Origin of the sequence: Mesorhizobium sp. M0028 (genome assembly GCF_040323855.1) — a bacterium.
GTDB lineage: Bacteria > Pseudomonadota > Alphaproteobacteria > Rhizobiales > Rhizobiaceae > Mesorhizobium.
Genome location: NZ_JAMYVG010000022.1, coordinates 46,526 through 69,621, shown reverse-complemented (window position 1 = coordinate 69,621; position 23,096 = coordinate 46,526). Strand labels below are relative to the sequence as shown.

The window sequence follows — 23,096 nt, the reverse complement described above, 5'->3', positions numbered from 1 at the left end:
CAGCTGTCGTGGCTGACCGCGCCGCCTGCGTGTCAGGAGGACACGACCGAACTAAGCTCTTCTGGCTTCCTGTTCCTGACGCTGCCTTGCGCGATATCCGAACATGTCGCCTTTGTCCTTGATTTCCGCCCAGATGGGGGCGGTGAGTTTGTCGATGGCCGCGACGTCCACGTCGGAAATCTTCCAACCGACACTCTCGACGTTTTCCTCAAGCTCCCTGACCGTCCGCGCGCCCACAAGGGGCGAACTCACACCCGGCCTGCTGGTGAGCCATTGGATCGCAAGCTGCGGCAGCGTCTTGCCGTATTTGGCCGCTATCGGCTTGAGGGCATCGACGGCTCCGACGGCGCGCTCGTAGGTGCCCGGTTGGAACAGCACGGTGGTGCGCCGCTCGTCTCCCTCGACGAATTTGGTATCCGGCGAGAGCAAGCCCGTGAGCAGCCCTTGGGCCAGACCGCTGTAAGGCATGACGCCGATATTGTGCTTGCGGCAATAGGGAAGAGTTTGCCCCTCAACCTCGCGCCACAGCATGTTGTAAGGAGGCTGGAGCACGTCGATGACGCCATGCTGGCGGGCGCTGTCCATATCAGCTGTGCTGAAATTCGAGACGCCAACCGCTTTGATCCGCCCTGACGACCGAAGCCTCTCCATCATCGTCATGGTAGGGCCGATGGGAAAATCCGAATTCGGCCAGTGGACAAAATAGACGTCGACATAGTCCGTCTGCATCCGCTTCAGCGAGCCATCAAGCGCCGCCTCTATCGCTGCAGGTTCGAGATGGTTGGGCGCAACCTTGGTCGCGATGATCGCCTTGTCCCGGCGGCCGGCCAGCGCCTTGCCGACGACCTCCTCGGCATGGCCATGTCCATAGGCTTCGGCTGTGTCGATCAGCGTAATGCCAAGCTCCAGGGCGCGGCGAATCACCCGGATCGATTCCTCGTCATCGGCCGCGCCCCAAAACGCGCCGGACATACCCCAAGTCCCCAGGCCGATCTCCGACACCTTGACCGGCGACGATCCTAGCTGTCGCTGTTGCATCCTGTTCCTCCGGTTTGCGGCATGCATGGCTGTGCTTGTCGCCTTGCTGCCACTCATTTATACGCTTATATGCTCGTCTAACAAGTAGGTTTAGCTTGGCTGAATTCCCGGCGATCTACGGTTCCAGTGCTTTCAAAGTGCATTTCTGCGTAATCGCTCAAAGGGGGTTTACGCCACATCTTCTCATCTTATATGCTCATCGGACAAGTTCAATTCGCCCGTACGGTGCGTTTGAAGCGCGGCACCATCATTGGAGGATGGGTTCGATGAAGATCGTGGACATCAAGACGGCGGTCGTCGCCTATCATGGCAAGGCGACTCTGATCCGTATCGACACGGACGCCGGCATCTCCGGTTACGGCGAGGCGAACCCCGATGCGGGCGCGGCCGCGATCGTCGGGCTAATTTCGGAGCTCAAGTCGGAGCTCATCGGTCAGGATCCACGCAACGTCGAATATTGCTGGGACAAGATCCGCCGCGACCATGTGTTCTCCGGCGCCCAGGCCGGCGTCTTTCTCATTGCCCTGACCGGGCTTGAGATGGCGCTGTGGGATGTAGCGGCGAAGGCTGCTGGCCAGCCGCTCTATCGCATGTTCGGCGGCAAGTTCCGCGACCGGATCAGGCTCTATGCCGATTGCGGCGACGGCGATGAAGAAACCGGTTCGCCGGAAGGATGCGCGGCGCGCGCGCGCCGCATGGTGGACGAGGGCTTTACGGCGCTAAAATTCGACATCGACAATTTGCGCCATCCGGCAAAGTTCGACGCGGCAAACCACACCATCAACGGCGCGGAGCTGCGCTTCATGGTGGAACGCGTGGCCGCGGTGCGCGAGGCGATCGGCCCTGACATCGATCTCTGTATCGACCTGCACGCGCGCTACGACGTGCTCAGCGCCAGCCGCATTGCAGGGGAGATGGAGCGGTTCAACCTTCTGTGGCTGGAAGAACCTATTCCGGCAGAAAATGTTGAGGCACTGAAGCAGATCCGCATGCGGACCAAGACCCCGATCTGTGTCGGCGAGAATCTCTACCTGCGCTGGGGTTTTCGTGAGTTGTTCCAGAATTATGGCGCCGACGTCATCATGCCCGACGTGCCGAAATGCGGCGGCCTCGCGGAAAGCCGCAAGATCGCGAATCTCGCCGAGATGTATTATGTGCCGTTCGCGCCGCATCTCGTGTCGACGCCGCTCGGCACAATGGCGACGTGCCATGTCTGCGCGAGCGTTCCGAACTTCCTGGTGCTGGAGTGGCATGCCCTGGAAGAACGGGAAGTGTGGGACAGTTATGTGCGCCTGCCAGACGGCGCCAGGTCGATCGTTGAAGACGGCCACATCGTGGTGCCCGACGTGCCCGGCATCGGCGTCGATCTCGACATGGATGGCGTCCACAAATACGCCGTGCCCGGCTACGGCATCTTTGAATAGCGCGCGACTGAATAGCTCTTGACCGGGCGGAAATGCCTTTTGGCCAGATTTCCGCTCGCCGATAGAAGTCCGTTGGAGGAATCATGGGCAAGCGGATCATTTTCACCGGTGGCAGCGGCAAGATCGGCCGTCACGTCATACCTTACCTGCTCAAGCGTGGGCATCAGGTCCTGAACCTCGACCTGACGCCACTTGATGTGCCAGGCGTCGACACCATCATCACCAACCTTGCCGATGCCGGCGAGACCTACAATGCACTGACGCTGCATTTCGGTTTCGGCGAATATTTTGGCGGGAAAGGCCGTGGCCCAGTCGACGCCATGGTCCATTTCGCGGCCATCCCGAGAATATTCCTGCGACCGGACAACGCCATGTTCGCCGCCAATGTGCTTTCGACCTACAATGTAATCGAGGCCGCCACCAAGCTCGGCATCCGCAAGATCATCACCGCGTCCAGCGAGACGGTCTATGGCGTGTGTTTTGCCGAAGGCGAACGCGATTTCACATCGTTTCCGGTGGAAGAAGACTACGATACCGATCCGACCGACAGCTACGGTCTTTCCAAGGTCTTGGGCGAGAAGATCGCACGCTCCTTCGCTTCCCGCACCGGATACGACATTTACGCGCTCCGAATAGGTGGCGTTGTCGAGCCGCAAGACTATGCACGGTTTCCGGAGTTTTTGGCGGACGCTTCAAAACGGCGGCGCGATGGCTGGACCTATATGGACACGCGCGATCTGGGCCAGATCGTGCATCTTTGCATCGAGAAGGACGGTTTGGGGTTCCAAATCTTCAATGCCGTCAACGACAATATCGTTGCCGATGCGCCAACGGAAGAGTTTCTCAAGAAGCATGCACCAGGCACGCCGATTACACGCTCGATAGAGCAATTTGAGGGGCCAATCTCAAATCGCAAGCTGCGTGAGCTTCTAGGGTTCCAGCAAGAGCATGATTGGCGAGATCAGCCTCGGGATTCATGATCGAGGCCGGCCCGGCTCCTACCGTTGAGCAAGCTTCGAATGGCGCCCGGTCCGTGACGGCTCATGCCGAGATCTCCCGCTTGGCCGTCGGCGAATCTTCGGCAGCGTTTACGGCTGCTCGGTCGGCCGGATGACGATCTCGTGCCGAGCGGATTGTCGATGATCTGCAAGAATTATCTGGCGTGAAACCATGGCGCCAGCGAAGGCTTGGCGACTTCCGGCAAAAAGGCCCGCCGCTCCATTTGCGAAGCGGCGAGGCCCCACATTCGGGGACGATCGCCGGAGTGTTCCCCGGCATTGCTTACAGCGCAATTCAGGTGCCAGAATTATTGACCCAAAACGGGTCACCGCATCGGAGGCGAGAAGGCGGACCTTCCGCGATCACGCTACTGCCGCGCTTTGCCATTGCTGCTACATTACTTTGCGGCGGACCTGATTTTTCCGCCTGGCCGGCGTCCGTCAGGCAACTTACCCCAACGCGCCCCCCCAAGTGACGCCGGCCATTTTCCCCATATTGCAGCACGGGCGCGCCGATTCCGTTATGCGCTTTCGAGCTATGGCAATCCGCCGGCGAGCCGCTTTGTCCAGCCTGCAATTGTCAGCCCGAAGGCCATTCCGGCGCAGTCGGCCACCCAGTCGAATAGATCCGGGTGGCGCCCTATCAGCTGCACGGCCTGAAGGCCCTCGATCGCCGCGCCCGTGAGCACGAGGAGGACGATCAGCTTCGCCTTGTGTTCCGGCCAGCCGAGACTTCCGAGAGCCGCCAGCACGACGAAGGCGGCGGCGTGATTGAGCTTGTCGTGACCAAACGTGAAAGCCAGGCCAAGACCCTGCAGGAGCTGCTCCGGCAAAAGGGCAAACAGCAGAACGCCGGCAAACGCGGCGGGAAAAGCAATCCTTGCCACGATCTGATAAGAATCCAGGCGCAACAAGGGTGAAATGGCCTTTCGTCCGAAATCTGCAGGGAACACCGCTGGCCGCTGAATCGAGAGCGAACGCGGCGTCCAATTTCCGCCGTCCGGGCGTCCGGTGCATCGTCAGAATGAATGAATGCTTCGGGTCAGCCGCTGCACAGGCCGGGCTCGTGGCAAGTGGTCTGCAATGGTGTGGCTTCCGCGATCACGCAATTACCCGCCGCGCCAACGCAGCTACTATCTGGCTGCGGCGGACCTGATTTCCGCTTGGCCGGCGCTGCATCAGGCACCTTACCCCACGCCTCACGAAGCAGCGCCGGCCATCTCTCCCAGCTAAAGCGCGTCGCGTTCGACCGGCCTCATGCGACGTGCTTAAAGTTCTTGTCTTGATGCATGTCGTTATCGCAAAACCGCTTCACACTTTTGCGCGACATGTATTGGATTTCCACCGGTTGCGCGATGACCCGGCCCGCATCAAAAAGCCCGCCGCCCTGTCGGACGACGGGCTCCGTTGCCTGGGCGCCAGGGCGCCGCGGTAGCGACTTCTGCTGCTTATGCTCCCGCAGGTTTCCAATATGCTGCCACCGCATGGCGTTGCGCATCGGCTAAACAAACGAAGCCCGCGCCTCTGGCGGAGGGCGCGGGCCGACCGGGTTGCACCCCGATCTGCAGCAGAAACCCGGGAGGTTCCCGCTGCTTAAGATAACAATTAGAGACTTCTAATGTTCCCTTGGGGAAGATGCCGGCTGCTCCAGAATCTCATGGTCGGCACGACAACGATCGGGCCGTCAACTCATGCGCATGTTGATCTGGAAAATCCGTTCGTCGAAATGCCGCGTTTCGACGGCAAAGGTCAAAGCCACTTCAAGCACCAGACCGTCATGGTCGTTCCGGACCTTGACTGTGATCCTACGGTGAGGAAGGCCATCCCTGGCCATCTCGCCCAATGTGCGAAGGGCTTCTTTCCTGACCAGCGGGAAATCGTCACATGACGTTCCCTGATCGTCGGAATAGACGATTCCGTCTTCATCGGAATCGAAGAAATAAAGGGGCATTGGCTTGGCCGAAGCAGCGGCATCCGGGCACGTTGTCGATAGCTGACCGGAATTCTCGGCAGATCGTGATCAGTGCCTTTCCAACCGCCGGCTCCGCCGCCGTCTCACTTGCGCTCGCGCAATGCTTTCACCGCTTGCGAGAGGATCATCCGGTCGCCACCGGTCCTTTTGATCAGCTTGCTCACCTGGCTGGGCGAGACACCATTTTCCCGCGCGAAATATTCGACCTCATAATACTCATCCGCCGACACGCGGTTGCGGTCGCTGAAGTCTCGCTTGCTCTTGTCATCGGCCATTTCTCTTCTCCTCGTCTCTTCTCCTCGCCTCAGGGTCAACTTTGGTCAGAAGCACGCTGCAATTGAGGGTTCGCCCGCCACAAAAGTGACGCGCGAACCCTATCGGCGCAGGAAGGGACAGGGCTGCGCAGATGCCAGGTTCGATCGGAATGGAAACAGCCAAGATCGGTGCGAGCAACCGTCGACATTTTCCAAAGAATCCTCCCGGAACGTGCAGCCAGCAACGAGTTTGAGCGGCGGCGGTTCCGGGCTTCGCGACAAACCTACCCTTTGCCCGCGAGGATCAGACTTAGGTCCTGCGGCAACACGTCGATTGGTCCCCGCCGGGTGGGACCGAAGCCCCGTCGACGGAACGTTTTCAGCTGGCTTCCGTTCGAATGAGCCTTGGCGCGAAGAGCGGACCGAGTTCGCAAAGGAGACGACCATGAGAATGCATCTTTCCACCGCGGCGGCGGGACTTTTGCTGCTGGCAGGCGTCGGCGCCGCTGCGGCGCAAGACGTTGTCATCGAACCGCAGCAGGAAACCGTCATCAGGGAGTATGTGAAAAAGCAGCCGCTGGCCTCGGTGAAAATCCCTGGGGTGGAGCTCAACATCGGCTCGACGCTCCCCGACACCGTCGAGCTTCATGAGGTCCCGAACGTCAAATATCGTTATGTCGTCATTGACAACCGCACCGTTGTCGTCGACCCAGGCACGCGCAAGGTCATCAAGGTCATCGAGTGACGTGAAAACTCGGGCAGCCGTCGCCCGTCGCTCGGAAATGAGCGGCGGGTGACGTTTGCGTCAGGCGGTTTCCTCGGCGCTCAGCTGGGACCCGCCTTACCGTCGAGGGCCGGGGGGCCTCACAGGCAGTTTCAATGCGAACAATCAGCAGACTTTTCGATTCCCATGACCAGGCGGCGCGTGCCGTCGAAACGCTTCAGGCAGCAGGAATTGCTCGCCAGGAGATCAGCGTCATCGGACCCTACGATGATGAAATCGGCGCCGTCTTGCGCGATCCAGGTACGGGTACCGTCCTTGGTGCGGCAGCCGGTTTGTTGGCCGGCCTCGGCGCCTTTGATATGCCCGGCATCGATCCCCTCGGCGCGGGATGGCTGGCATCGGCCCTCGTCGGTGCAGTCTTGGGCGGCGTTGCCGGCAGACTTTTCGCGACATTGTCCCGTATCGGCAAGCAGCCGGGCCAGCCGGATGCCGCACAAGGTGTGATCCTGGTGCTGGCGCATGTCGATGAAAGACAGGCCGACACCGCACAGGCGGTGCTTGGAGCTTCCGTTCAGGCGACGCAGTCTTTGGCCAGGGCGGCTTGAAGATTAAGCTCGGGCAAAACACTTGACCCGACCGAGCAGCGGGGCGATCAAAGCACGAACCCAAAAATCTCTGGCAAGCCGCCGCCAGAAAGTGTTGAACACCGTGCCGATCACATTCGGCGAGCGGTTGCGCTCGGCGAGGCTTGATGATTTGCTGTCGGTTTGCGGAGAACGAATGATGCATGAGCCTGTCGGTCAAGACGAATATGGGTCGACCAGCCCGTTCGATCCGGACGATCTGTCGAGGTTGAACGCGATCGGCCCGAGCGCCGGCAGCAACGATTTCGAAAAATACGCGGTAGCCGTGATCATCGTATTCGGCGCCCTGATCATCGGCGGCCTGATGGCCGCCGGCTTGAGCTTCGGGCGCCGCAGCACCTTCTTTTTCGCGCTTGGCGGCGCCACCGCGGCATGGATATCCGGCAACGCGCTCCTGCTCGATCGGCCGCGCATCTACGCCCTGTTCGTCGGCGTCGCGGCGTTGATGCTGATTGCGTCGACCATCGCGCTGGTCACCTGAAGCAAGGCGAATCTTCCTATTGACCGTGACCTTATCCGAAAACCGGTTCCGCCTTTTGAGACCATGGTCTAATACCCGATAGCCTCACCGGATGCGGCGCGGCTGTCGATGGCGCCGTTGTAGCGGGCGCCGCCGCCCTTCTCGATTTCCGCCAGGCTCTTGCCGCCGACCAGGATGCCGGCCGCCTGGCCCCAATTCGCCTCGGCGAGATCGAGATGGTAGCCCATGCCGGTAAGCAGCTTTTCGGTATCCGGCGACAGGCCGAAGGGTTCGATATAGACCGTGTCGGGTAACCATTGGTGGTGGGTGCGCGGCGCGTCGATCGCTTCCTGGATGTTCATGCCGTGATCGATGACGTTGACGATCGCCTCCAGCGTGATGGTGATGATGCGTGAACCGCCAGGGCTGCCGATGACCATGAACGGCTTGCCGTCTTTGGCGAGGATGGTCGGGCTCATCGACGACAGCGGCGTCTTTTTCGGCGCGATCGCATTCGCCTCGCCCTGGACGAGGCCGTAGAGATTGGGCACGCCGGGTTTCTGGGTGAAGTCGTCCATCTCGTTGTTGAGCAGGATGCCCGTGCCGTCGGCGACGACGCCGGCGCCGAAAGAGCCGTTCAGCGTGTAGGTTACCGCGACGGCGTTGCCGTCATTGTCGATGATCGAATAATGCGTCGTCTCGTTGCTCTCGCCAAAGCCCTTCGGCATCAATTCCTGCGACACGCCGGCCCGGAACGGATCGATCTTTTCGCGGATTTCCCTGGCGTAATTCTTGTCGAGCAGTTTTGCGACCGGATTGTCGACGAAGCCGGGATCGCCGAGCGCCGAATTCCGGTCGACATAGGCGTGGCGCATCGCCTCGACCATGACGTGAACCGTCTCGGCCGAACCAGAGCCGAGATAGGACAGCGGATAGAACTCAAGCACGTTGAGGATCTCGCAGATGATGACGCCGCCGGAGCTCGGCGGCGGCGAGGACGTGATCTCGTAGCCGCGATAATTGCAGGTCGCCGGCTTGAGCTCGCGCACCGCGTAGTTTTCGAAATCCGCCTTGGCCAGAATGCCGCCCTTCTCGCCGCTCGCCTTGACGATGGCGTCCGCGATCGCGCCTTTGTAGAAGGCATCCGCACCGCGTTCGGAAATGGCGGCAAGCGAAGCCGCGAGATCGGGCTGAACGAGGCGCTCGCCGACGGCGTAAGGCTTGCCGTCCGGCTTGAGGAAAACGGCCGCCGCCGCCGGGTCCCTCGCCAACCGCTCCGCGCCGCCCTGGAGCGAGGCCGCATCGCCCTGCTCCAGTACGAAGCCTTCCCTGGCAAAGCGGATGGCCGGCGCCAGCAAGTCCTGCCGCGTCAGCGTGCCGTATTTCTCCCGCGCCATCTCGAAGCCGGCGACCGAACCCGGCACGCCGACGGCCAGATAGCCGTCGAGACTGGCGCCCTTTACCGGCTTGCCGTCCTTGTCGAGATACATGGTTTTGGTTGCGGCGAGCGGCGCGCGCTCGCGGAAATCGAGGAAGGTCGAGCGGCCGTCCTTGAAGCGGATGGTCATGAAGCCGCCACCGCCGATATTGCCGGCGGTCGGATAGACCACGGCCAGCGCATAGCCGACGGCGACCGCGGCATCGACGGCATTGCCGCCCTTCTTCAGCACCTCGACGCCGACTTCAGACGCAAGATGCTGGGCGGTCACCACCATGCCGTGCTCGCCCTTCGCCGGCTGCGGCGAAGCGGCGAAGGCGAGGAACGGCACGAAGGTCAGGGTGAGGGAAAGGCTGACGGCGATTAGGGTTCGGCGGTGCATGGCCGTTCTCCGTGGCTTGGGGTGAGCCTAGGAAACGCGCTTGGAGCGGTTGAGTCTACTGACAATAATGGGATCGGCGAGGCTTGCACCTTCTATCAACACCTGAGGTTCCTCGCCGCGAAGCGGCCGGAGAGGGGGCCTTCGTAGAGCGCGGCTCCCCCTCTCCGTCTCGGCTTCGCCGAGCCACCTCTCCCCCACTTTCGTGGGGGCGAGGAATCCAAGCTGAAATGAAGGCGCGATTCAACGCTGGCGAGCAACTTTGTTCTTGCTTTGTGCCGGCAGCTATGCTACTAATCTGGGTGTGGTGCTAATTGGCTCCAACGACCCGCCTACGTGGCGGGTTTTTCTTTTTCACCCCGACATCAAACAATCCCGCCGCCGACGCTCGCCACCGCCGGCCGTTCGGCTGCGACCTTCGCCCGGTAGCCGGCGGCGCGGTAGGCTGCGACCGGATCGATGGCGCCGCCGGTCTTTAGTCGTGCCATGGCGAGGATCGGCTCGACATCGGTGCGATAGGCTATCTTCAGCGTCTGCGTTGCCATCAGCGCATCATTGGCGTCCTGGAAGCCTTCGAGCGCCTTGCGATCGACCAGCAGCGCCTGGGCATAGGCGCGCTGCACTTCAACCGCCGACAGCATCAGGCTTTCGATCGGATCGGTGACGTTGTGGCTCTGGTCGAGCATGTGGGCCGGATCGAACCCTTCGGCACCGGAAAGCTCGGCATCGACCAGTTCGTTGAAGACCAGGAACAGCCGGTAGGGATCGATCGAGCCGGCGTCGAGGTCGTCGTCGCCATATTTCGAATCGTTGAAATGGAAGCCGCCGAGCTTCTTGAACTGGATCAGCCGCGACACGATCATCTCGATGTTGACGTTGGGGGCGTGATGGCCGAGGTCGACCAGGCAGAACGCCTTATCGCCAAGCTCTTTGGCGATGATGTAGTTGGTGCCCCAATCCTGCACGACGGTCGAATAAAAGGCCGGCTCGTACATCTTGTGCTCGGTGAACAGCTTCCAGTCGTCCGGCAGTCCGGCATAAATCTCCTTCATCGCGTCGAGATAACGCTCGAACGCCTTGGCGAAATTAACCTGGCCGGGAAAATTCGAGCCGTCGCCGATCCACACCGTCAGCGCTTTCGAGCCCAGCGTCCTGCCGATCTCGATGCATTCGAGATTATGCTCGACCGCCTGCCGGCGTGTTGCGGCATCGGCATGCGACAACGAGCCGAACTTATACGAAAGTTTTTGGTCCCTGGCGTCGGAGAAGGTATTGGAGTTGATGGCGTCGAAGCCGAGGCCGAAGCGGGATGCCGCCTGCTTCAGCCGGTTCGGATCGGCCTTGTCCCACGGAATATGCAGCGAGACGGTCGGCGTCGCCTGCGTCAGCTGGCGGATGACGGCGCAGTCCTCGATCTTGTCGAAAATGTCGCGCGGCTCGCCAGCGCCGGGAAAGCGGGCAAAGCGGGTGCCGCCGGTGCCGACGCCCCAGGACGGGATGGCGACGGCGAATTTCTCGACCTTGTCGCGGATGGCATCGATGGCGATGCCGCGGCGGCCGAGGCGCTCGCCGAGGGACTCGTAGTCGCGCTTGAGGTCGGCATTGCGCGCGGCATTGTGCCTGTCGACGAGGTCGGCGGAGATGATGGTTTCGGACATGGTGGTTTCCTCCCAATTTGCGTTGGTCGCGCTGCCCCTCACCCTTACCCCTCTCCCCGTAAAGAACGGGGAGATCACCGGCGTTGGAGCGCTTCCCTTCTCGGCGTCACTATTACGGGGAGAAGGTGCCGGCAGGCGGATGAGGGGCAGCGCAATCCTCAAAGACGGTCGCTTATCGCGTAAAACTCTGCGCGTTGCCGGCGTCGACATTGATGATGTTGCCGGTCGATTTTGCCGACATGTCGGAGGCGAAGAAATAGATCGCTTCGGCGATGTCTTCGGGGAACACCGACCGCTTCAGCATCGAGCGCGAGCGGTAATGCTCTTCGAGATCGTCGGTCGACATCTTGTAAGCGGCGGCGCGCTGTTCCTTCCATTCGCCGGTCCAGATCTTCGAGCCGCGCAGCACGGCGTCGGGATTGACGACATTGACCCTGATCTGGGCTTCCGCGCCTTCCAGCGCCAGGCAGCGCGCCAGATGGATCTCGGCAGCCTTGGCCGTGCAGTAGGCGGCGGCGTTTGGCGATGCGGCAAGGCCGTTCTTGGAGGCGACGAAGACGACGTTGCCGCCGATCTTTTGCGTCCGAAACAGCCGGAACGCCTCCCGCGAAACCAGGAAATATCCCGTCGACAAGATGTCCATGTTCTTGTTCCACAGCGCCAGCGTGGTGTCCTCGATCGGCGCCGAGGAGGCCAGGCCAGCGTTGGACACCAGGATGTCGATGCCGCCGAACTCGACCGCTGTCTCGGCAAAGCCGGAGATCACCTGATCCTCGGACGTGACGTTGATGACGACGGGCCGCACGAAATCCTTGCCGTAGGCCTTGGCAAGCTCGTCATTGGCGCTGGCAAGGGCTGCCTCGTCGATATCGGCCAGCACGACGCAGGCGCCTTCGCGCAGCAGCCGGTTGGCGGTGGCGCGGCCAATGCCGCCGGCGCCGCCGGTGACCAGCGCGATTTGGCCGGCAAGAGCTTTCGGTTTCGGCAGGCGCTGCAGCTTTGCCTCTTCGAGCAGCCAGTATTCGATATCGAAGGCTTCCTGGTCGGGCAGCCCGACATAGGTCGACACCGTCGAGGCGCCGCGCATGACGTTGATGGCGTTGACGTAGAATTCGCCCGATATACGCGCCGTCGCCTTGTCGCCAGCGAAGGTGAACATGCCGACACCGGGCATCAGATAGACCACGGCGTTCGGATCGCGCACCGGTGGCGAATCCGCGTGCTTGCAGCGGTCATAATAGGCCTGATAGCCGACGCGATACTCCGCCACATCGTCGACAAGACGGGCAATGACGGCATCGACATCGGGATTCCTGGGATCGAACTCGATGACCAGCGGCCGGATCTTGGTGCGCAGGAAGTGGTCCGGGCAGGATGTGCCGAGTGCCGCCAACGGCCGCAAATCCCTGGAATTGACGAATTCGAGCACCGCAGGAGAATCGTCGAAATGGCCGAGCTTGTGGCTTTTCTCCGAGATCAGGCCGCGGATCCTCGGCATCAGTTTTGCAGCCACAGCGCGACGCGCCGGTGCATCGAGCGATTTGACGATTTCGCCGCCGAAGATCGGCTTGCCCTGGCTCTTGCGCTCGAACCAGTCGATCGCCTGGTTGATCACCGAAATCGTCGTCTCGTAGCATTCCTTCGGCGTGTCGCCCCAGCTGAACAGGCCATGGCTTGCCAGCACGACACCCTTGGCCTCGGGGTTCTCGAGGCAGAATTTCTCCAGCCACAGGCCGAGTTCGAAGCCCGGGCGCTTCCATGGCAGCCAGCCGATCGTGTCGCCGAAGATCTCCTTGGTCAGCGCCTGCGAATCCTTGGCGGCGGCAATGGCGATGATGGCGTCGGGGTGCATGTGGTCGACATAAGGCTTCGGCACGAAGGCATGCAGCGGTGTGTCGATCGAGGCCGCGCGCGGGTTGAGGTTGAAGGTGCAGTGGGGCAAATAGCCGACCATCTCGTCTTCATGTTCGAGGCCGCGATAGAGACCTTTCAGCGCGCGCAATTTGTCCATGTAGAGCGTGGCGAAGCCGTCGAGTTTGATCGAGGCGCTGTCGCCGCCCGAGCCCTTGACCCACAGCACTTCCACGCTCTGCCCAGTGAGCGGATCGTTTTGCCAGATCTTGGAGGAGGTGTTGCCGCCGCCATAATTGGTGACGCGCTTGTCGGAGCCAAGAACATTCGAGCGATAGACCAGACGTTCGGGCTCGCTCATCGCTTGCGCTTTTGCGTCATCCCAAAGATTGGCGAGGCGCGTGCCGGAGCGCTTGTCGAGCATAGGTAATCCTCCCTTTGGGACACGCAAACGGCGCGGGTCCCTTTTGTCCGAATTTCTACGCAAGCGGCCGTCTTGTCAATCACAAACGATCAATACCAATCATATTGCACTGCACAATGAAATTATCTGATCGGAAATGATTGACACTGCGCGCTTGGGGTGCCTAGATGCTCAAGCAGGGAGGAACCATGCACGAGAAAGAGCGCCACAGGATCATTCTGTCCGCCGTCCAGGAAAAGCCTGTGGTGACGGTGCAGGAGATGGTCGACCTGACGGAGTCGTCGGAGGCGACGATCCGGCGCGACATCGCGGCATTGCATGTGCAAAAGCGCCTGCGCCGGGTGCGCGGCGGCGCCGAGGCGCTCTCGCCTCCGCAGTTCATCGGCCTTGCCGGCCGGCCGTTTTCCGTCAACGAGACGATCAACGCTTCGCAGAAGCGGGCGATCGCACGAGAGGCCGTGGAACTCTGCAAGGACGGCGAGCCGATCATCATCAATGGCGGCACCACCACGTTCCAGATGGTGCATTTCCTGAGCGGCCGCCGCATGCCGATCTTCACCAATTCCTTTCCGATCGCCGAGCACCTGCTCAGGCATTCCAAGAACACGGTGATGCTGTCGGGCGGCACCATCTACCGCGAGCAGAACATCATCCTGTCGCCCTTCGACAATGACGTGACGCGCAATTTCTACGCGCGCCGCATGTTCATGGGCGCGCAGGGACTGGGGCCGCTGGGTCTTATGGAAGGCGACCCGCTGCTGATCCAGGCCGAGCAGAAGCTTATCGACCAGGCGGACGAATTGGTGGTGCTGGTCGACTCCTCGAAATTCCGCAAGCGCTCGAGCCTGATCCTGTGCGGCCTGTCGCGCATCGCCACGGTGATCACCGACGACGGCATCGAGGATCGCGAAGCCAAGATGCTGGAGACCGCCGGCGTGACGTTGATCGTCGCCCGCACAACGGCAAGCAACAAGGAAGAATCTTCGCTGCAGGCCTGAGAAAACTCACGCCCGCAGCGGCGATGGAATGCAACGCTCAAGGGAGGATATTCGATGAGCTTTCTGAAGAAACTGATGGTTACGGCGGCGTTTTCCGCCGCCATGTTCGTGAATGCCGCCTATGCCGAAAACGTCAAGATCGCGCTGGTGGTGAAGTCGCTCGGCAACGGCTTCTTCGACGCCGCCAACAAGGGCGCCGAAGAGGCGGCCAAGGAACTCGGCGACGTCGAGATCATCTACACCGGCCCGACCAAGGCGACCGCCGAAGCGCAGATCGAAGTGGTCAATTCGCTGATCGCCCAGAAGGTCAACGCCATCGCCATTTCGGCCAATGACGCCGACGCGCTGGTTCCGGCGCTGAAGAAGGCGATGGAACGCGGCATCACCGTCATCTCGTGGGATTCAGGCGTCGCGCCGGAAGGCCGCCAGCTTCACCTCAACCCTTCCGACACCAACCTGATCGGCGAGACCATCATCAAGCTTGCCGCCGACTACCTGCCGGAAGGCGGCGATGTCGCCATCCTGTCGGCTTCGTCCACCGCGACCAACCAGAACGCCTGGATCGACGCGGCCAAGAAGGTGCTGCCGGAGAAGTTCCCCAAGATCAAGCTCGTCGCCACCGTCTATGGCGACGACGACTCGGCCAAGAGCACGGACGAGGCCAAGGGCTTGCTGAAGTCCTACCCGAACCTCAAGGCGATCATCGCACCGACCACGGTCGGCGTCGTTGCCGCCGCGCAGGTGGTGACCGATGAAGGCCTGATCGGCAAGGTCAACGTCACCGGCCTGGCGCTGCCATCGGAGTTCAAGAAGTTCATCGACAATGGCGCCAGCCAAGCGGTTGCGCTGTGGAACCCGATCGACCTCGGCTATTCGGCCGTCTACCTCGCCCACGACCTGGCGGTGAAGAAGGAAGAGGCGAAGCCCGGTGCTACGCTGTCGATCGGCCGCGTCGGCAAGGTCACGCTCGACGACACCAACTCGGCTGCGATGGCTCCGCCCTTCCAGTTCGACAAGTCGAACATCGAAAAGTTCTCCAAGATCTATTGATCCTGGAGCCTTCGAACTGGTGCGGCGGGACCTTGGCCCCGCCGCGGCCTCAACCGGACCTAGTTTCAGGGCTTGATACGATTATGGACACGACAGCCCAACACGAAGTGGCGAAGGAAGCGCCTTTGTCTCCCGGGCCGCGGCTGACGCTGTCCGGCATCTCGAAAAGCTTTCCCGGCGTGCGCGCGCTGCACGATGTCAGCCTGTCGCTCTATCCCGGCCAGGTGACCGCGCTGATCGGCGAGAACGGCGCCGGCAAGTCGACGCTGGTCAAGATCATGACCGGCATCTATCAGCCGGATGCGGGCACGATCAGCATCGACGGCCAGCCCGTCGCCTTGCCCAGCGCCCATGCCGCCTTCGGGCATGGCATCACCGCCATCCATCAGGAAACCGTGCTGTTCGACGACCTGACGGTGGCCGAAAACATCTTCCTCGGCCATGCGCCGCGCACCCGCTTCAAGACCATCGACTGGCGCACGATGCGCAAGAACGCCCGCGAAGTGCTGGACACGATGGGTGCCGGCCATATCGACGCCGATGCCAGGCTGAAGGATCTCGGCATCGCCAACAAGCATCTCGTCGCCGTTGCCCGCGCCATGTCGATCGACGCGCGGATCGTCATCATGGACGAGCCGACGGCGGCGCTTTCGATGAAGGAGATCGAAGAGCTTTTCCTGCTGATCGAATTCCTCAAGAGCGACGGCAAGGCGATCCTGTTCATCAGCCACAAATTCGATGAGATCTACCGCATCGCCGACCGCTATACCGTGTTCCGCGACGGCGAGATGGTCGGCGAAGGCCTGATCAAGGACGCCGGCCAGAGCCAGATCGTGCGCATGATGGTCGGCCGCGCGGTCGACCACATCTTTCCGCAGCGCAAGGCCGAGATCGGCGCGCCGGTGCTGGCCGTCTCCGGCCTGTCGCATCCGACCGAGTTCGATGATATCGGCTTCGAGCTGCACAGGGGCGAGATCCTCGGCTTCTACGGTCTTGTCGGCGCCGGGCGCAGCGAGGTGATGCAGGCGATATCAGGCATCACCCACACCAGCGGCGGCACGATCACGCTGGAAGGCAAGGCGATCGCGCCGAAATCGGCGGCGGATTCGATCGATGCCGGTATCGTCTATGTGCCGGAGGAGCGCGGCAAGCAAGGTGTGGTGATCGGCCTGCCGATCTTCCAGAATGTCTCGCTGCCGTCGCTCAAGCGAACCTCCAAATCCGGCATATTGCGGCTGGCGGAAGAGTTTGCGCTAGCCCGCTCCTACACAGAGCGGCTCGACCTGCGCGCCTCCTCGCTCAGCCAGGACGTCGGCACGCTGTCGGGCGGCAACCAGCAGAAGATCGTCATCGCCAAATGGCTGGCGACCGCGCCCAAGGTGATCATACTGGACGAGCCGACCAAGGGCATCGACATCGGCTCGAAGGCCGCCGTGCACGGCTTCATGGCCGAGCTCGTCGCGCAAGGCCTGTCGGTTATCATGGTGTCGTCCGAACTGCCGGAAATTCTCGGCATGTCCGACCGTGTCGTCGTTATGCGCGAGGGCCGCATTGCCGCGGTCTACGACAATAAGGGGCTCGACGCCGAAACGCTGGTCAGGACGGCAGCGGGGATCGCGGCATGAAGGCTCTTCTCAAATACCGCGAAGTCTGGCTGCTGGCGGCAATCGCCGTGCTGATCGGGCTGATCTCGATGCGTTTTCCGGGCTTTGCCGCTCCCGGCAATGTGCGCCAGGTGTTCAACGACACGTCGATCCTGATGATCCTGGCGCTCGGCCAGATGGTGGTTATCCTGACCCGCTCGATCGACCTGTCGATGGCAGCCAATCTCTGCTTCACCGGCATGGTGGTGGCGATGCTGAACGCCGCGCATCCGGCAATCCCGATCCCGCTGCTGATCGTCATCGCACTTCTGGTCGGCCTGGTGCTCGGCGCCATCAATGGCCTGTTGGTGTGGCGGCTGAACATTCCCTCGATCGTGGTAACGCTCGGCACTCTCACCATCTACCGCGGCGCCACCTTCGTTATTTCAGGCGGCGCCTGGGTCAACGCCGACCAGATGAGCCCCGATTTCATCGGCCTGCAGCGCGCGACGTTCCTCGGCATACCGGTGCTGTCATGGATTGCCCTGCTGGTCATCGCCTTGTTCTTCCTTGTGATGACGCGCACGGCGCTCGGCCGCTCGATCTACGCCATCGGTGTCAACCCGACCGCATCGGTCTATGCCGGCATCGACGTCGGCCGGACGAAATTCATCGTCTTCTGCATTTCGGGGATGATCGGCGGCCTCTGCGGCTATCTCTGGATCTCGCGCTACGTCATCGCCTCGGTCGAGGTCGCCAACGGCTATGAGCTCAACATCATCGCCGCCTGCGTCATCGGCGGCATCTCCATCGCCGGCGGCATCGGCTCGGTCGGCGGCGCGGTGCTCGGCGCGCTGTTCCTCGGTATCATCTCCAACGCGCTGCCGGTGATCAATATCTCGCCCTTCTGGCAAATGGCGATTTCGGGCAGCGCCATCATCCTGGCCGTGGTGCTCAACGCGCGCGGCGAACGCCGGCAAGGCCGCATCATCCTCAAAAAGGCGGAAGTGGCATGACCGATACCCCTGCCCCGCGCCATGTTCCGAACCGACTCGACAAGCCGTTCACTGCGGCGATCTTCTCATGGGAGGCGCTGCTGGTCGTCGTGGCGGTCGCCATCTTTGCCGTCAACAGTTTTGCCTCGCCCTATTTCCTCGACGCGTGGTCGCTGTCGGACCTGACTTTCAACTTCACCGAAAAGGCGCTGATCGCGCTGGCCATGGCACTGCTGATCATCTCCGGCGAAATCGACCTGTCGGTCGCCGCTATCATCGCACTCGCCTCGACGATGATGGGCATGGCGGTGCAGGCCGGCGCCGGCACGCCTGTCCTGGTGGCAATCGGCATCGTCGTCGGGCTCGGCTGCGGCGCCTTCAACGGGCTGCTCGTCACCAGGCTGGGGCTGCCGTCGATCGTCGTCACCATCGGCACGATGAGCCTGTTTCGCGGCGTTGCCTTCATCATCCTCGGCGACCAGGCCTACAAGGGCTATCCCGCGAGCTTCGCCTTCTTCGGCCAAGGTTATGTCTGGTGGGTGGTGTCGTTCGAACTGACGCTTTTCCTGGTCGCGGCCGTCGTCTACTGGTTCCTTCTGCACCGGACGAGCTTCGGCCGCCGGGTCTTTGCCATCGGCAACAACCCGGTTGCGGCGCAGTTTTCCGGCGTGCGTGTCGGCCGCATCAAGTTCATCCTGTTTTGCCTGACCGGCCTGATGGCGGGCATCGCCTCGGTGCTGATTACGTCACGGCTCGGCTCGACCCGGCCGTCGATCGCGCAGGGCTACGAACTCGAAGTCATCACCATGGTGGTGCTCGGCGGCGTCAGCATTCTCGGCGGCGCCGGCAGCATTCTGGGCGTCGTGCTGGCGGCCTTCATCATGGGGCTGGTGACCTTCGGTCTTGGCCTGCTCAACGTGCCGGGGATCGTCATGTCGATCTTCATCGGCCTGCTGCTGATCATCGTCATCGCGCTGCCGATCCTGTGGCAGCGCGTGCGGCGGGAGCGCTTTGCCTGATGCCCGAAAAATATGCGTTCAAGATGAAGCTCAATCCCGGCATGAAGGCCGAATACAAGAGGCGCCACGACGACATCTGGCCGTCACTCGTCGCGTTGCTAAAACAGGCTGGTATCTCCGATTACTCGATCCATCTCGACGAGGAGACCAACACCTTGTTCGGCGTGCTGTGGCGCCGTAACGACCATGGCATGGACGAATTGCCTAAGCATCCGGCGATGCAGCGCTGGTGGGCCGAGATGGCAGACATCATGGAAACCAAGCCGAACAACGAGCCGGTGGCGGTGCCGCTGGAAACAATGTTCCATATGGAATGACCCGCCACGTCGCCGTCATCGATATCGGCAAGACCAACGCCAAGGTGGCGCTGGTCGATCTCGCCGCAGCAAGCGAAGTGGCGCTGCGCAGGATGGTCAACGAGCCGGTTCGGCAACGCCCGTATCCGCACCACGACGTCGAGCGGTTATGGGCGTTCATCCTCGGCAGCCTGGCCGAGATCGATCGCGAGCAGCGCATCGACGCGATATCGATCACCACCCATGGCGCAACGGCGGTGCTGGCCGACGCATCAGGCGAACTGGCGCTGCCGGTGCTCGATTACGAGTTCGACGGTCCGGATGCCTTCGCCAAGGACTACGACGCGATCCGCCCGCCTTTCACCGAGACCGGCACGCCGCGCCTGCCGGCCGGCCTCAATCTCGGCGCGCAGTTGTTCTGGCAGCAGAAGCGCTTTCCAGCGGATTTCGCCAGGGCCGCCGCGATGCTGATGTATCCGCAATACTGGGCCTTGCGCCTGACCGGCGTCGCCGCCAGCGAGGTGACTTCGCTCGGCTGCCACACCGATCTGTGGAACCCGTGGAAAGCGGATTTTTCCTCACTGGTCGACCGGCTGGAATGGCGCCGGCTAATGGCGCCGGTGCGGCAGGCCAAGGACCGCTTGGGCCCGATCCTGCCCGCTCTGGCGCGGCAAACCGGCCTCGATCCGCAAACGCCGGTGTATTGCGGCCTGCACGATTCCAACGCCTCGCTGCTGCCGCATCTCCTGTCCGACAAGCCGCCTTTCTCCGTCGTCTCGACCGGCACCTGGGTGGTGTCGATGGCGGTTGGCGGCAGCAAGGTCACGCTCGATCCGGCGCGCGACACGCTGGTCAATGTCAACGCGTTCGGCGATGCCGTGCCCTCGGCGCGCTTCATGGGTGGCCGCGAGTTCTCCGTGCTGACGGAAGGCCAATCGGAAGACTGGACCGAAGACGATGTCGCCGCGGTGCTCGCGCGCAAGACGTCCCTGTTGCCTTCGACCCAACAGGATTCGGGGCCGTTTCCGCACTATGCCGCGGCGTGGCTCAGCGCCGAAGGTATGACGGCCGGCCAGCGCTTTGTCGCCATCTCGTTCTACCTGGCGCTGATGACCGCGACCTGCCTCGATCTGATCGGCGGCGGGGGGTCAACCATCGTCGAAGGACCCTTCGCCCGCAACCGGCTGTTCACCCGCATGCTGGCTGCGGCGACGGCGCGCGCCGTCATTGCCTCCGCGGCTGCGACAGGCACCAGCATCGGCGCCGCCTTGCTGGCGTCGGACCAGGGGACACCGCAAGGCAGAGGCGAAAGGACCGAACCGTCGGCCGATCCACTCTGGACAAGTTACGTGCGCTCCTGGCGTTCGGCAGTCGACGAACGAGCCTGACCGCCGAGCTCATGGCGCCCTGCGGTCAGGCCGTTGCTAGCCCGCGTAGAGCAATCCTTGTGGATCGATCTCCGGCTTGCGGCCGGCGACCACGTCGGCAAGGAATTTTCCCGAACCGCAGGCCATGGTCCAGCCGAGATGGCCGTGGCCGGTATCGAGATATAGATTGTCATACCGCGCCCGGCCGATGACCGGCACGGAGTTCGGCATCATCGGGCGAAGTCCAGCCCAGAGCTCGGCCTTGCTCTCGTCGAAGGCGCCGGGGAACAGGTCCTTGCCGGTGTTCAGGATCGAGTTGAAATCGCGCGGCTTGAACGTGCGGTCGAAACCGGTGAACTCCGCCGTCGAGGACATCCGCAGCCGATTTCCCAGCCTGGAATAGCCGATCAGCCGGTCCTCGTCGGCGCCGCCCATGATCGGCCCGTTGCTTTCATCTTCCAGCGGAACGGTCACGGTATAGCCCTTCACGGGATAGACGGGCAGGTCGATGCCGTAGCGGCGGCCGAGCAGACCGCTCTCCGGCCCCATGGAAATGACCACGGCGTCGCCGGCCACCGGGCCGGCCGAGGTCATCACCGCGCGCACCCGGTCGCCGTCGATGTCGAGGCCTTCGACCGTCGTGCCGTAGAGGAATTGGACACCGAGTTTTTCGGCGGCATAGGCAGCGAGGCGCTGCGTGAATTGACTGGAATCGCCGGTCTGGTCGATCGGCGAATAGACGCCGCCGGCAATTTTGTCCTTGGCTCCGGCAAGGCCGGGCTCGAGCTCGACCAGCCGGTCGCGGCCGACGATCTCGATCGGCAGGCCATGTTCGGCGAGATAGCGGTAATTGTCGGTGCCGGTATCAAAGCTCTGCTGCGAGCGGAAGAAATACAGAATGCCTTTCTTGCGCTCGTCATAGTGGATGCCGGTGTCGGCGGAGATGGCGTTGATGCAGTTGCGCGAATAGAGCGCCAGGCGCAGCTTGATCTCGGTGTTGGCGCGCATGCGCTTATGCGTGCACTGGCGCAGGAAGCGCAGGCTCCAGGCGACAAAATACGGATCGAAGCGCAGCCGCACCTTGATGCCGAGATCGTGGTTGTAGAGGGCTCGCAGGAACGTTTTAAGCGCGGCGGGCGAAGCCCAGGCGGTGGCATCGCCGGGAGATACCAGGCCGGCATTCGACTGGCTGGTGCCGCGCGCCGCCGCCGGATGGCGCTCGATCACCGTGACTTCATGGCCGTCGCTGGCCAGACAATAGGCCGCCGCCGTGCCAACGACGCCGGCTCCAAGCACCGATATTTTCATGCCGCCCCCAACTCGAACACAGCCGAACGCCTGCACGCTCAGCCGTGAGGCCCTTCAATAGCGCCTCTGCCTCCTGCCGACGAGCCCTTACGGAGAGCCCGCGCTTAGCCCAGAGCCGAATTCTTGCTGGTCAGGATGCGCTCCCAGGCAAGCGCATCGGAGACGATCTGGTCGAGGTTGTCACGCTGCGGGGTCCAGCCGAGTTCGCCGCGGGCCAGCTCCGAATTGGCGACAACCGCGGCGGCGTCACCGGGGCGGCGCTCGCCCATCCGCACCTCGAAATCATGGCCGAAGACGCGGCGTACGCTGTCGATGACCTCGAGCACCGAATAGCCGTGGCTGTAGCCGCAATTGGCGACCAGGCTCGATCCGCCGGCACGCAGCCGCTGCAGGGCCAGCCGATGCGCCGCCGCCAGGTCGCTGACATGGATATAGTCGCGCATGCAGGTGCCGTCCGGCGTCGGATAGTCGGTGCCGAACACCTGCATGAAGGGGCGCTTGCCGAGCGCCGTCTCGCAGGCGACCTTGATCAGATGCGTGGCGCCGGGCGTCGACTGGCCGGTGCGGCCCTTCGGGTCGGCGCCGGCGACGTTGAAATAGCGCAGCGCCGTATAGCGCAGCCCATAGGCAATAGCCGCGTCGCGGAGCATCCATTCGCTCATCAGCTTGGACAGGCCGTAGGGCGATTCCGGCGCAAGCCTGGCGTCCTCGCGTACCGGCTCCAGGCCGGCGCCGCCATAGACGGCGGCGGTCGAGGAAAAGATGAAATTGGGCACGCCTTCGCGCACCGCGGTCTCGATCAGGGTGCGTGTCTTGCAGGTGTTATTCTCGTAATAGGCAAGCGGGTCGGCCACCGATTCGGGCACGACAATCGAGCCGGCGAAATGGATGATCGCGTCGACCTTGTTGTCGCGGATGATCGAGGCGACCAATTCCTTGTCGGCGACATCGCCGACGACGAGCTTTGCTTCCGGAGCCACCGCCCATTCAAAGCCGGTCGAAAGCCGGTCGAGGACGACGACGCTGTCGCCCGTGTCCAGCAACTCCCAGACCATATGGCTGCCGATATAGCCGGCACCGCCTGTCACCAAAACCGTCATCCGCATCCTCGCTATTCATGATTTATCGGAACTGTCTCAATCGTCGCCGTACTGGAAAACCTGCCGCCAGGCCATTACAATCTGCGGTAACCAGTCTCATCGGCGGGTGGCATTGT

General features: G+C 62.3%; 21 protein-coding genes. 12 read left to right on the top strand and 9 right to left on the bottom strand.

The annotated features are described in order from the left end of the window. Nucleotides 1-51 precede the first annotated feature (51 nt). Nucleotides 52-1,038, bottom strand: a complete 987-nt coding sequence (locus tag NKJ93_RS27900) for an aldo/keto reductase (RefSeq protein ID WP_352493802.1) — start codon at nt 1,036-1,038, stop codon at nt 52-54. A gap of 266 nt (nt 1,039-1,304) precedes the next feature. Between NKJ93_RS27900 and NKJ93_RS27895 the strand changes: the two genes are divergently transcribed. After that, nucleotides 1,305-2,462, top strand: a complete 1,158-nt coding sequence (locus NKJ93_RS27895; protein WP_352482446.1) for a mandelate racemase/muconate lactonizing enzyme family protein — start codon at nt 1,305-1,307, stop codon at nt 2,460-2,462. 83 nt (nt 2,463-2,545) lie between these two features. Beyond that, entirely contained in the window at nt 2,546-3,442 is an 897-nt protein-coding gene (locus NKJ93_RS27890) for an NAD-dependent epimerase/dehydratase family protein (protein WP_352493801.1), read from the top strand. Nucleotides 3,443-3,996: 554 nt separating this feature from the next. On the opposite strand, the gene NKJ93_RS27885 is transcribed toward NKJ93_RS27890, so the two are convergent. The 3 genes from NKJ93_RS27885 to NKJ93_RS27875 form a co-directional block, all read right to left on the bottom strand. Continuing rightward, nucleotides 3,997-4,347, bottom strand: coding sequence for a VanZ family protein (locus NKJ93_RS27885; protein ID WP_031194161.1), 351 nt, complete (start codon nt 4,345-4,347; stop codon nt 3,997-3,999). Nucleotides 4,348-5,144: 797 nt separating this feature from the next. After that, complete coding sequence (locus tag NKJ93_RS27880) at nt 5,145-5,411, bottom strand: DUF6894 family protein (RefSeq protein WP_352493800.1); 267 nt, start codon at nt 5,409-5,411, stop codon at nt 5,145-5,147. A gap of 104 nt (nt 5,412-5,515) precedes the next feature. After that, the gene (locus NKJ93_RS27875; protein ID WP_023719459.1) at nt 5,516-5,707 is read right to left on the bottom strand and encodes a DUF3606 domain-containing protein; all 192 of its coding nucleotides are present in this window, start codon (nt 5,705-5,707) and stop codon (nt 5,516-5,518) included. A gap of 424 nt (nt 5,708-6,131) precedes the next feature. Here NKJ93_RS27875 and NKJ93_RS27870 point away from each other — a divergent pair, with 424 nt between their 5' ends. The 3 genes from NKJ93_RS27870 to NKJ93_RS27860 all read left to right on the top strand — a co-directional run bounded on the left by NKJ93_RS27870 (nt 6,132) and on the right by NKJ93_RS27860 (nt 7,535). Next, nucleotides 6,132-6,431 carry a DUF1236 domain-containing protein gene (locus NKJ93_RS27870; RefSeq protein WP_023719460.1) on the top strand — a complete coding sequence of 100 codons (300 nt, stop codon included), beginning with the start codon at nt 6,132-6,134 and terminating at the stop codon, nt 6,429-6,431. A gap of 134 nt (nt 6,432-6,565) precedes the next feature. Further along, on the top strand, nt 6,566-7,015 hold the full coding sequence (locus NKJ93_RS27865; protein ID WP_352493799.1) for a hypothetical protein: 450 nt from the start codon (nt 6,566-6,568) through the stop codon (nt 7,013-7,015). 175 nt (nt 7,016-7,190) lie between these two features. After that, entirely contained in the window at nt 7,191-7,535 is a 345-nt protein-coding gene (locus NKJ93_RS27860) for a hypothetical protein (RefSeq protein ID WP_198030499.1), read from the top strand. Nucleotides 7,536-7,603: 68 nt separating this feature from the next. Here NKJ93_RS27860 and ggt read toward each other — a convergent pair whose 3' ends face one another. The 3 genes from ggt to NKJ93_RS27845 all read right to left on the bottom strand — a co-directional run bounded on the left by ggt (nt 7,604) and on the right by NKJ93_RS27845 (nt 13,264). Then, nucleotides 7,604-9,334, bottom strand: coding sequence for a gamma-glutamyltransferase (gene ggt, locus NKJ93_RS27855; protein ID WP_352592362.1), 1,731 nt, complete (start codon nt 9,332-9,334; stop codon nt 7,604-7,606). A 362-nt stretch (nt 9,335-9,696) separates the two neighbouring features. After that, nucleotides 9,697-10,989 carry an L-rhamnose catabolism isomerase gene (rhaI, locus tag NKJ93_RS27850; RefSeq protein WP_352592359.1) on the bottom strand — a complete coding sequence of 431 codons (1,293 nt, stop codon included), beginning with the start codon at nt 10,987-10,989 and terminating at the stop codon, nt 9,697-9,699. 172 nt (nt 10,990-11,161) lie between these two features. After that, a complete protein-coding gene (locus NKJ93_RS27845; protein WP_023719464.1) occupies nt 11,162-13,264 on the bottom strand; it encodes a bifunctional rhamnulose-1-phosphate aldolase/short-chain dehydrogenase in 2,103 nt (700 codons plus the stop codon). 188 nt (nt 13,265-13,452) lie between these two features. Here NKJ93_RS27845 and NKJ93_RS27840 point away from each other — a divergent pair, with 188 nt between their 5' ends. From NKJ93_RS27840 to NKJ93_RS27810, 7 genes are all read left to right on the top strand, one after another. Then, entirely contained in the window at nt 13,453-14,262 is an 810-nt protein-coding gene (locus NKJ93_RS27840) for a DeoR/GlpR family DNA-binding transcription regulator (protein ID WP_352493797.1), read from the top strand. 54 nt (nt 14,263-14,316) lie between these two features. Then, entirely contained in the window at nt 14,317-15,312 is a 996-nt protein-coding gene (gene rhaS, locus NKJ93_RS27835; protein ID WP_023719466.1) for a rhamnose ABC transporter substrate-binding protein, read from the top strand. Between the two features lie 83 nt (nt 15,313-15,395). Further along, entirely contained in the window at nt 15,396-16,937 is a 1,542-nt protein-coding gene (locus tag NKJ93_RS27830) for a sugar ABC transporter ATP-binding protein (protein ID WP_352493796.1), read from the top strand. Next, the gene (locus NKJ93_RS27825; protein WP_352493795.1) at nt 16,934-17,911 is read left to right on the top strand and encodes an ABC transporter permease; all 978 of its coding nucleotides are present in this window, start codon (nt 16,934-16,936) and stop codon (nt 17,909-17,911) included. The genes NKJ93_RS27830 and NKJ93_RS27825 overlap by 4 nt, the downstream gene beginning before the upstream one ends. Next, a complete protein-coding gene (locus tag NKJ93_RS27820; protein WP_352482463.1) occupies nt 17,908-18,909 on the top strand; it encodes an ABC transporter permease in 1,002 nt (333 codons plus the stop codon). Before NKJ93_RS27825 ends, NKJ93_RS27820 begins: the two co-directional genes overlap by 4 nt. Then, the gene (gene rhaM / locus NKJ93_RS27815) at nt 18,909-19,226 is read left to right on the top strand and encodes an L-rhamnose mutarotase (RefSeq protein ID WP_352493794.1); all 318 of its coding nucleotides are present in this window, start codon (nt 18,909-18,911) and stop codon (nt 19,224-19,226) included. Before NKJ93_RS27820 ends, rhaM begins: the two co-directional genes overlap by 1 nt. Continuing rightward, nucleotides 19,223-20,593 carry an FGGY-family carbohydrate kinase gene (locus NKJ93_RS27810; protein WP_352515896.1) on the top strand — a complete coding sequence of 457 codons (1,371 nt, stop codon included), beginning with the start codon at nt 19,223-19,225 and terminating at the stop codon, nt 20,591-20,593. The genes rhaM and NKJ93_RS27810 overlap by 4 nt, the downstream gene beginning before the upstream one ends. 36 nt (nt 20,594-20,629) lie before the next feature. Here NKJ93_RS27810 and NKJ93_RS27805 read toward each other — a convergent pair whose 3' ends face one another. Further along, nucleotides 20,630-21,880, bottom strand: coding sequence for a D-amino acid dehydrogenase (locus tag NKJ93_RS27805; RefSeq protein ID WP_352482468.1), 1,251 nt, complete (start codon nt 21,878-21,880; stop codon nt 20,630-20,632). Between the two features lie 104 nt (nt 21,881-21,984). Further along, entirely contained in the window at nt 21,985-22,980 is a 996-nt protein-coding gene (galE, locus tag NKJ93_RS27800; RefSeq protein ID WP_023719473.1) for a UDP-glucose 4-epimerase GalE, read from the bottom strand. Between the last annotated feature and the right edge of the window lie 116 nt (nt 22,981-23,096).

Bases quoted from the DNA above. Each gene is read 5' to 3' on its own strand.
- NKJ93_RS27805 (WP_352482468.1), bottom strand. From the start codon at position 21,880: ATGAAAATATCGGTGCTTGGAGCCGGCGTCGTTGGCACGGCGGCGGCC.
- NKJ93_RS27880 (WP_352493800.1), bottom strand. From the start codon at position 5,411: ATGCCCCTTTATTTCTTCGATTCCGATGAAGACGGAATCGTCTATTCC.
- NKJ93_RS27865 (WP_352493799.1), top strand. From the start codon at position 6,566: ATGCGAACAATCAGCAGACTTTTCGATTCCCATGACCAGGCGGCGCGT.
- NKJ93_RS27870 (WP_023719460.1), top strand. From the start codon at position 6,132: ATGAGAATGCATCTTTCCACCGCGGCGGCGGGACTTTTGCTGCTGGCA.
- ggt (WP_352592362.1), bottom strand. From the start codon at position 9,334: ATGCACCGCCGAACCCTAATCGCCGTCAGCCTTTCCCTCACCCTGACC.
- NKJ93_RS27900 (WP_352493802.1), bottom strand. From the start codon at position 1,038: ATGCAACAGCGACAGCTAGGATCGTCGCCGGTCAAGGTGTCGGAGATC.
- rhaM (WP_352493794.1), top strand. From the start codon at position 18,909: ATGCCCGAAAAATATGCGTTCAAGATGAAGCTCAATCCCGGCATGAAG.
- NKJ93_RS27810 (WP_352515896.1), top strand. From the start codon at position 19,223: ATGACCCGCCACGTCGCCGTCATCGATATCGGCAAGACCAACGCCAAG.
- NKJ93_RS27875 (WP_023719459.1), bottom strand. From the start codon at position 5,707: ATGGCCGATGACAAGAGCAAGCGAGACTTCAGCGACCGCAACCGCGTG.
- rhaI (WP_352592359.1), bottom strand. From the start codon at position 10,989: ATGTCCGAAACCATCATCTCCGCCGACCTCGTCGACAGGCACAATGCC.
- NKJ93_RS27840 (WP_352493797.1), top strand. From the start codon at position 13,453: ATGCACGAGAAAGAGCGCCACAGGATCATTCTGTCCGCCGTCCAGGAA.
- NKJ93_RS27845 (WP_023719464.1), bottom strand. From the start codon at position 13,264: ATGCTCGACAAGCGCTCCGGCACGCGCCTCGCCAATCTTTGGGATGAC.
- NKJ93_RS27825 (WP_352493795.1), top strand. From the start codon at position 16,934: ATGAAGGCTCTTCTCAAATACCGCGAAGTCTGGCTGCTGGCGGCAATC.
- NKJ93_RS27895 (WP_352482446.1), top strand. From the start codon at position 1,305: ATGAAGATCGTGGACATCAAGACGGCGGTCGTCGCCTATCATGGCAAG.
- NKJ93_RS27830 (WP_352493796.1), top strand. From the start codon at position 15,396: ATGGACACGACAGCCCAACACGAAGTGGCGAAGGAAGCGCCTTTGTCT.
- NKJ93_RS27860 (WP_198030499.1), top strand. From the start codon at position 7,191: ATGATGCATGAGCCTGTCGGTCAAGACGAATATGGGTCGACCAGCCCG.
- NKJ93_RS27820 (WP_352482463.1), top strand. From the start codon at position 17,908: ATGACCGATACCCCTGCCCCGCGCCATGTTCCGAACCGACTCGACAAG.
- NKJ93_RS27890 (WP_352493801.1), top strand. From the start codon at position 2,546: ATGGGCAAGCGGATCATTTTCACCGGTGGCAGCGGCAAGATCGGCCGT.
- rhaS (WP_023719466.1), top strand. From the start codon at position 14,317: ATGAGCTTTCTGAAGAAACTGATGGTTACGGCGGCGTTTTCCGCCGCC.
- galE (WP_023719473.1), bottom strand. From the start codon at position 22,980: ATGACGGTTTTGGTGACAGGCGGTGCCGGCTATATCGGCAGCCATATG.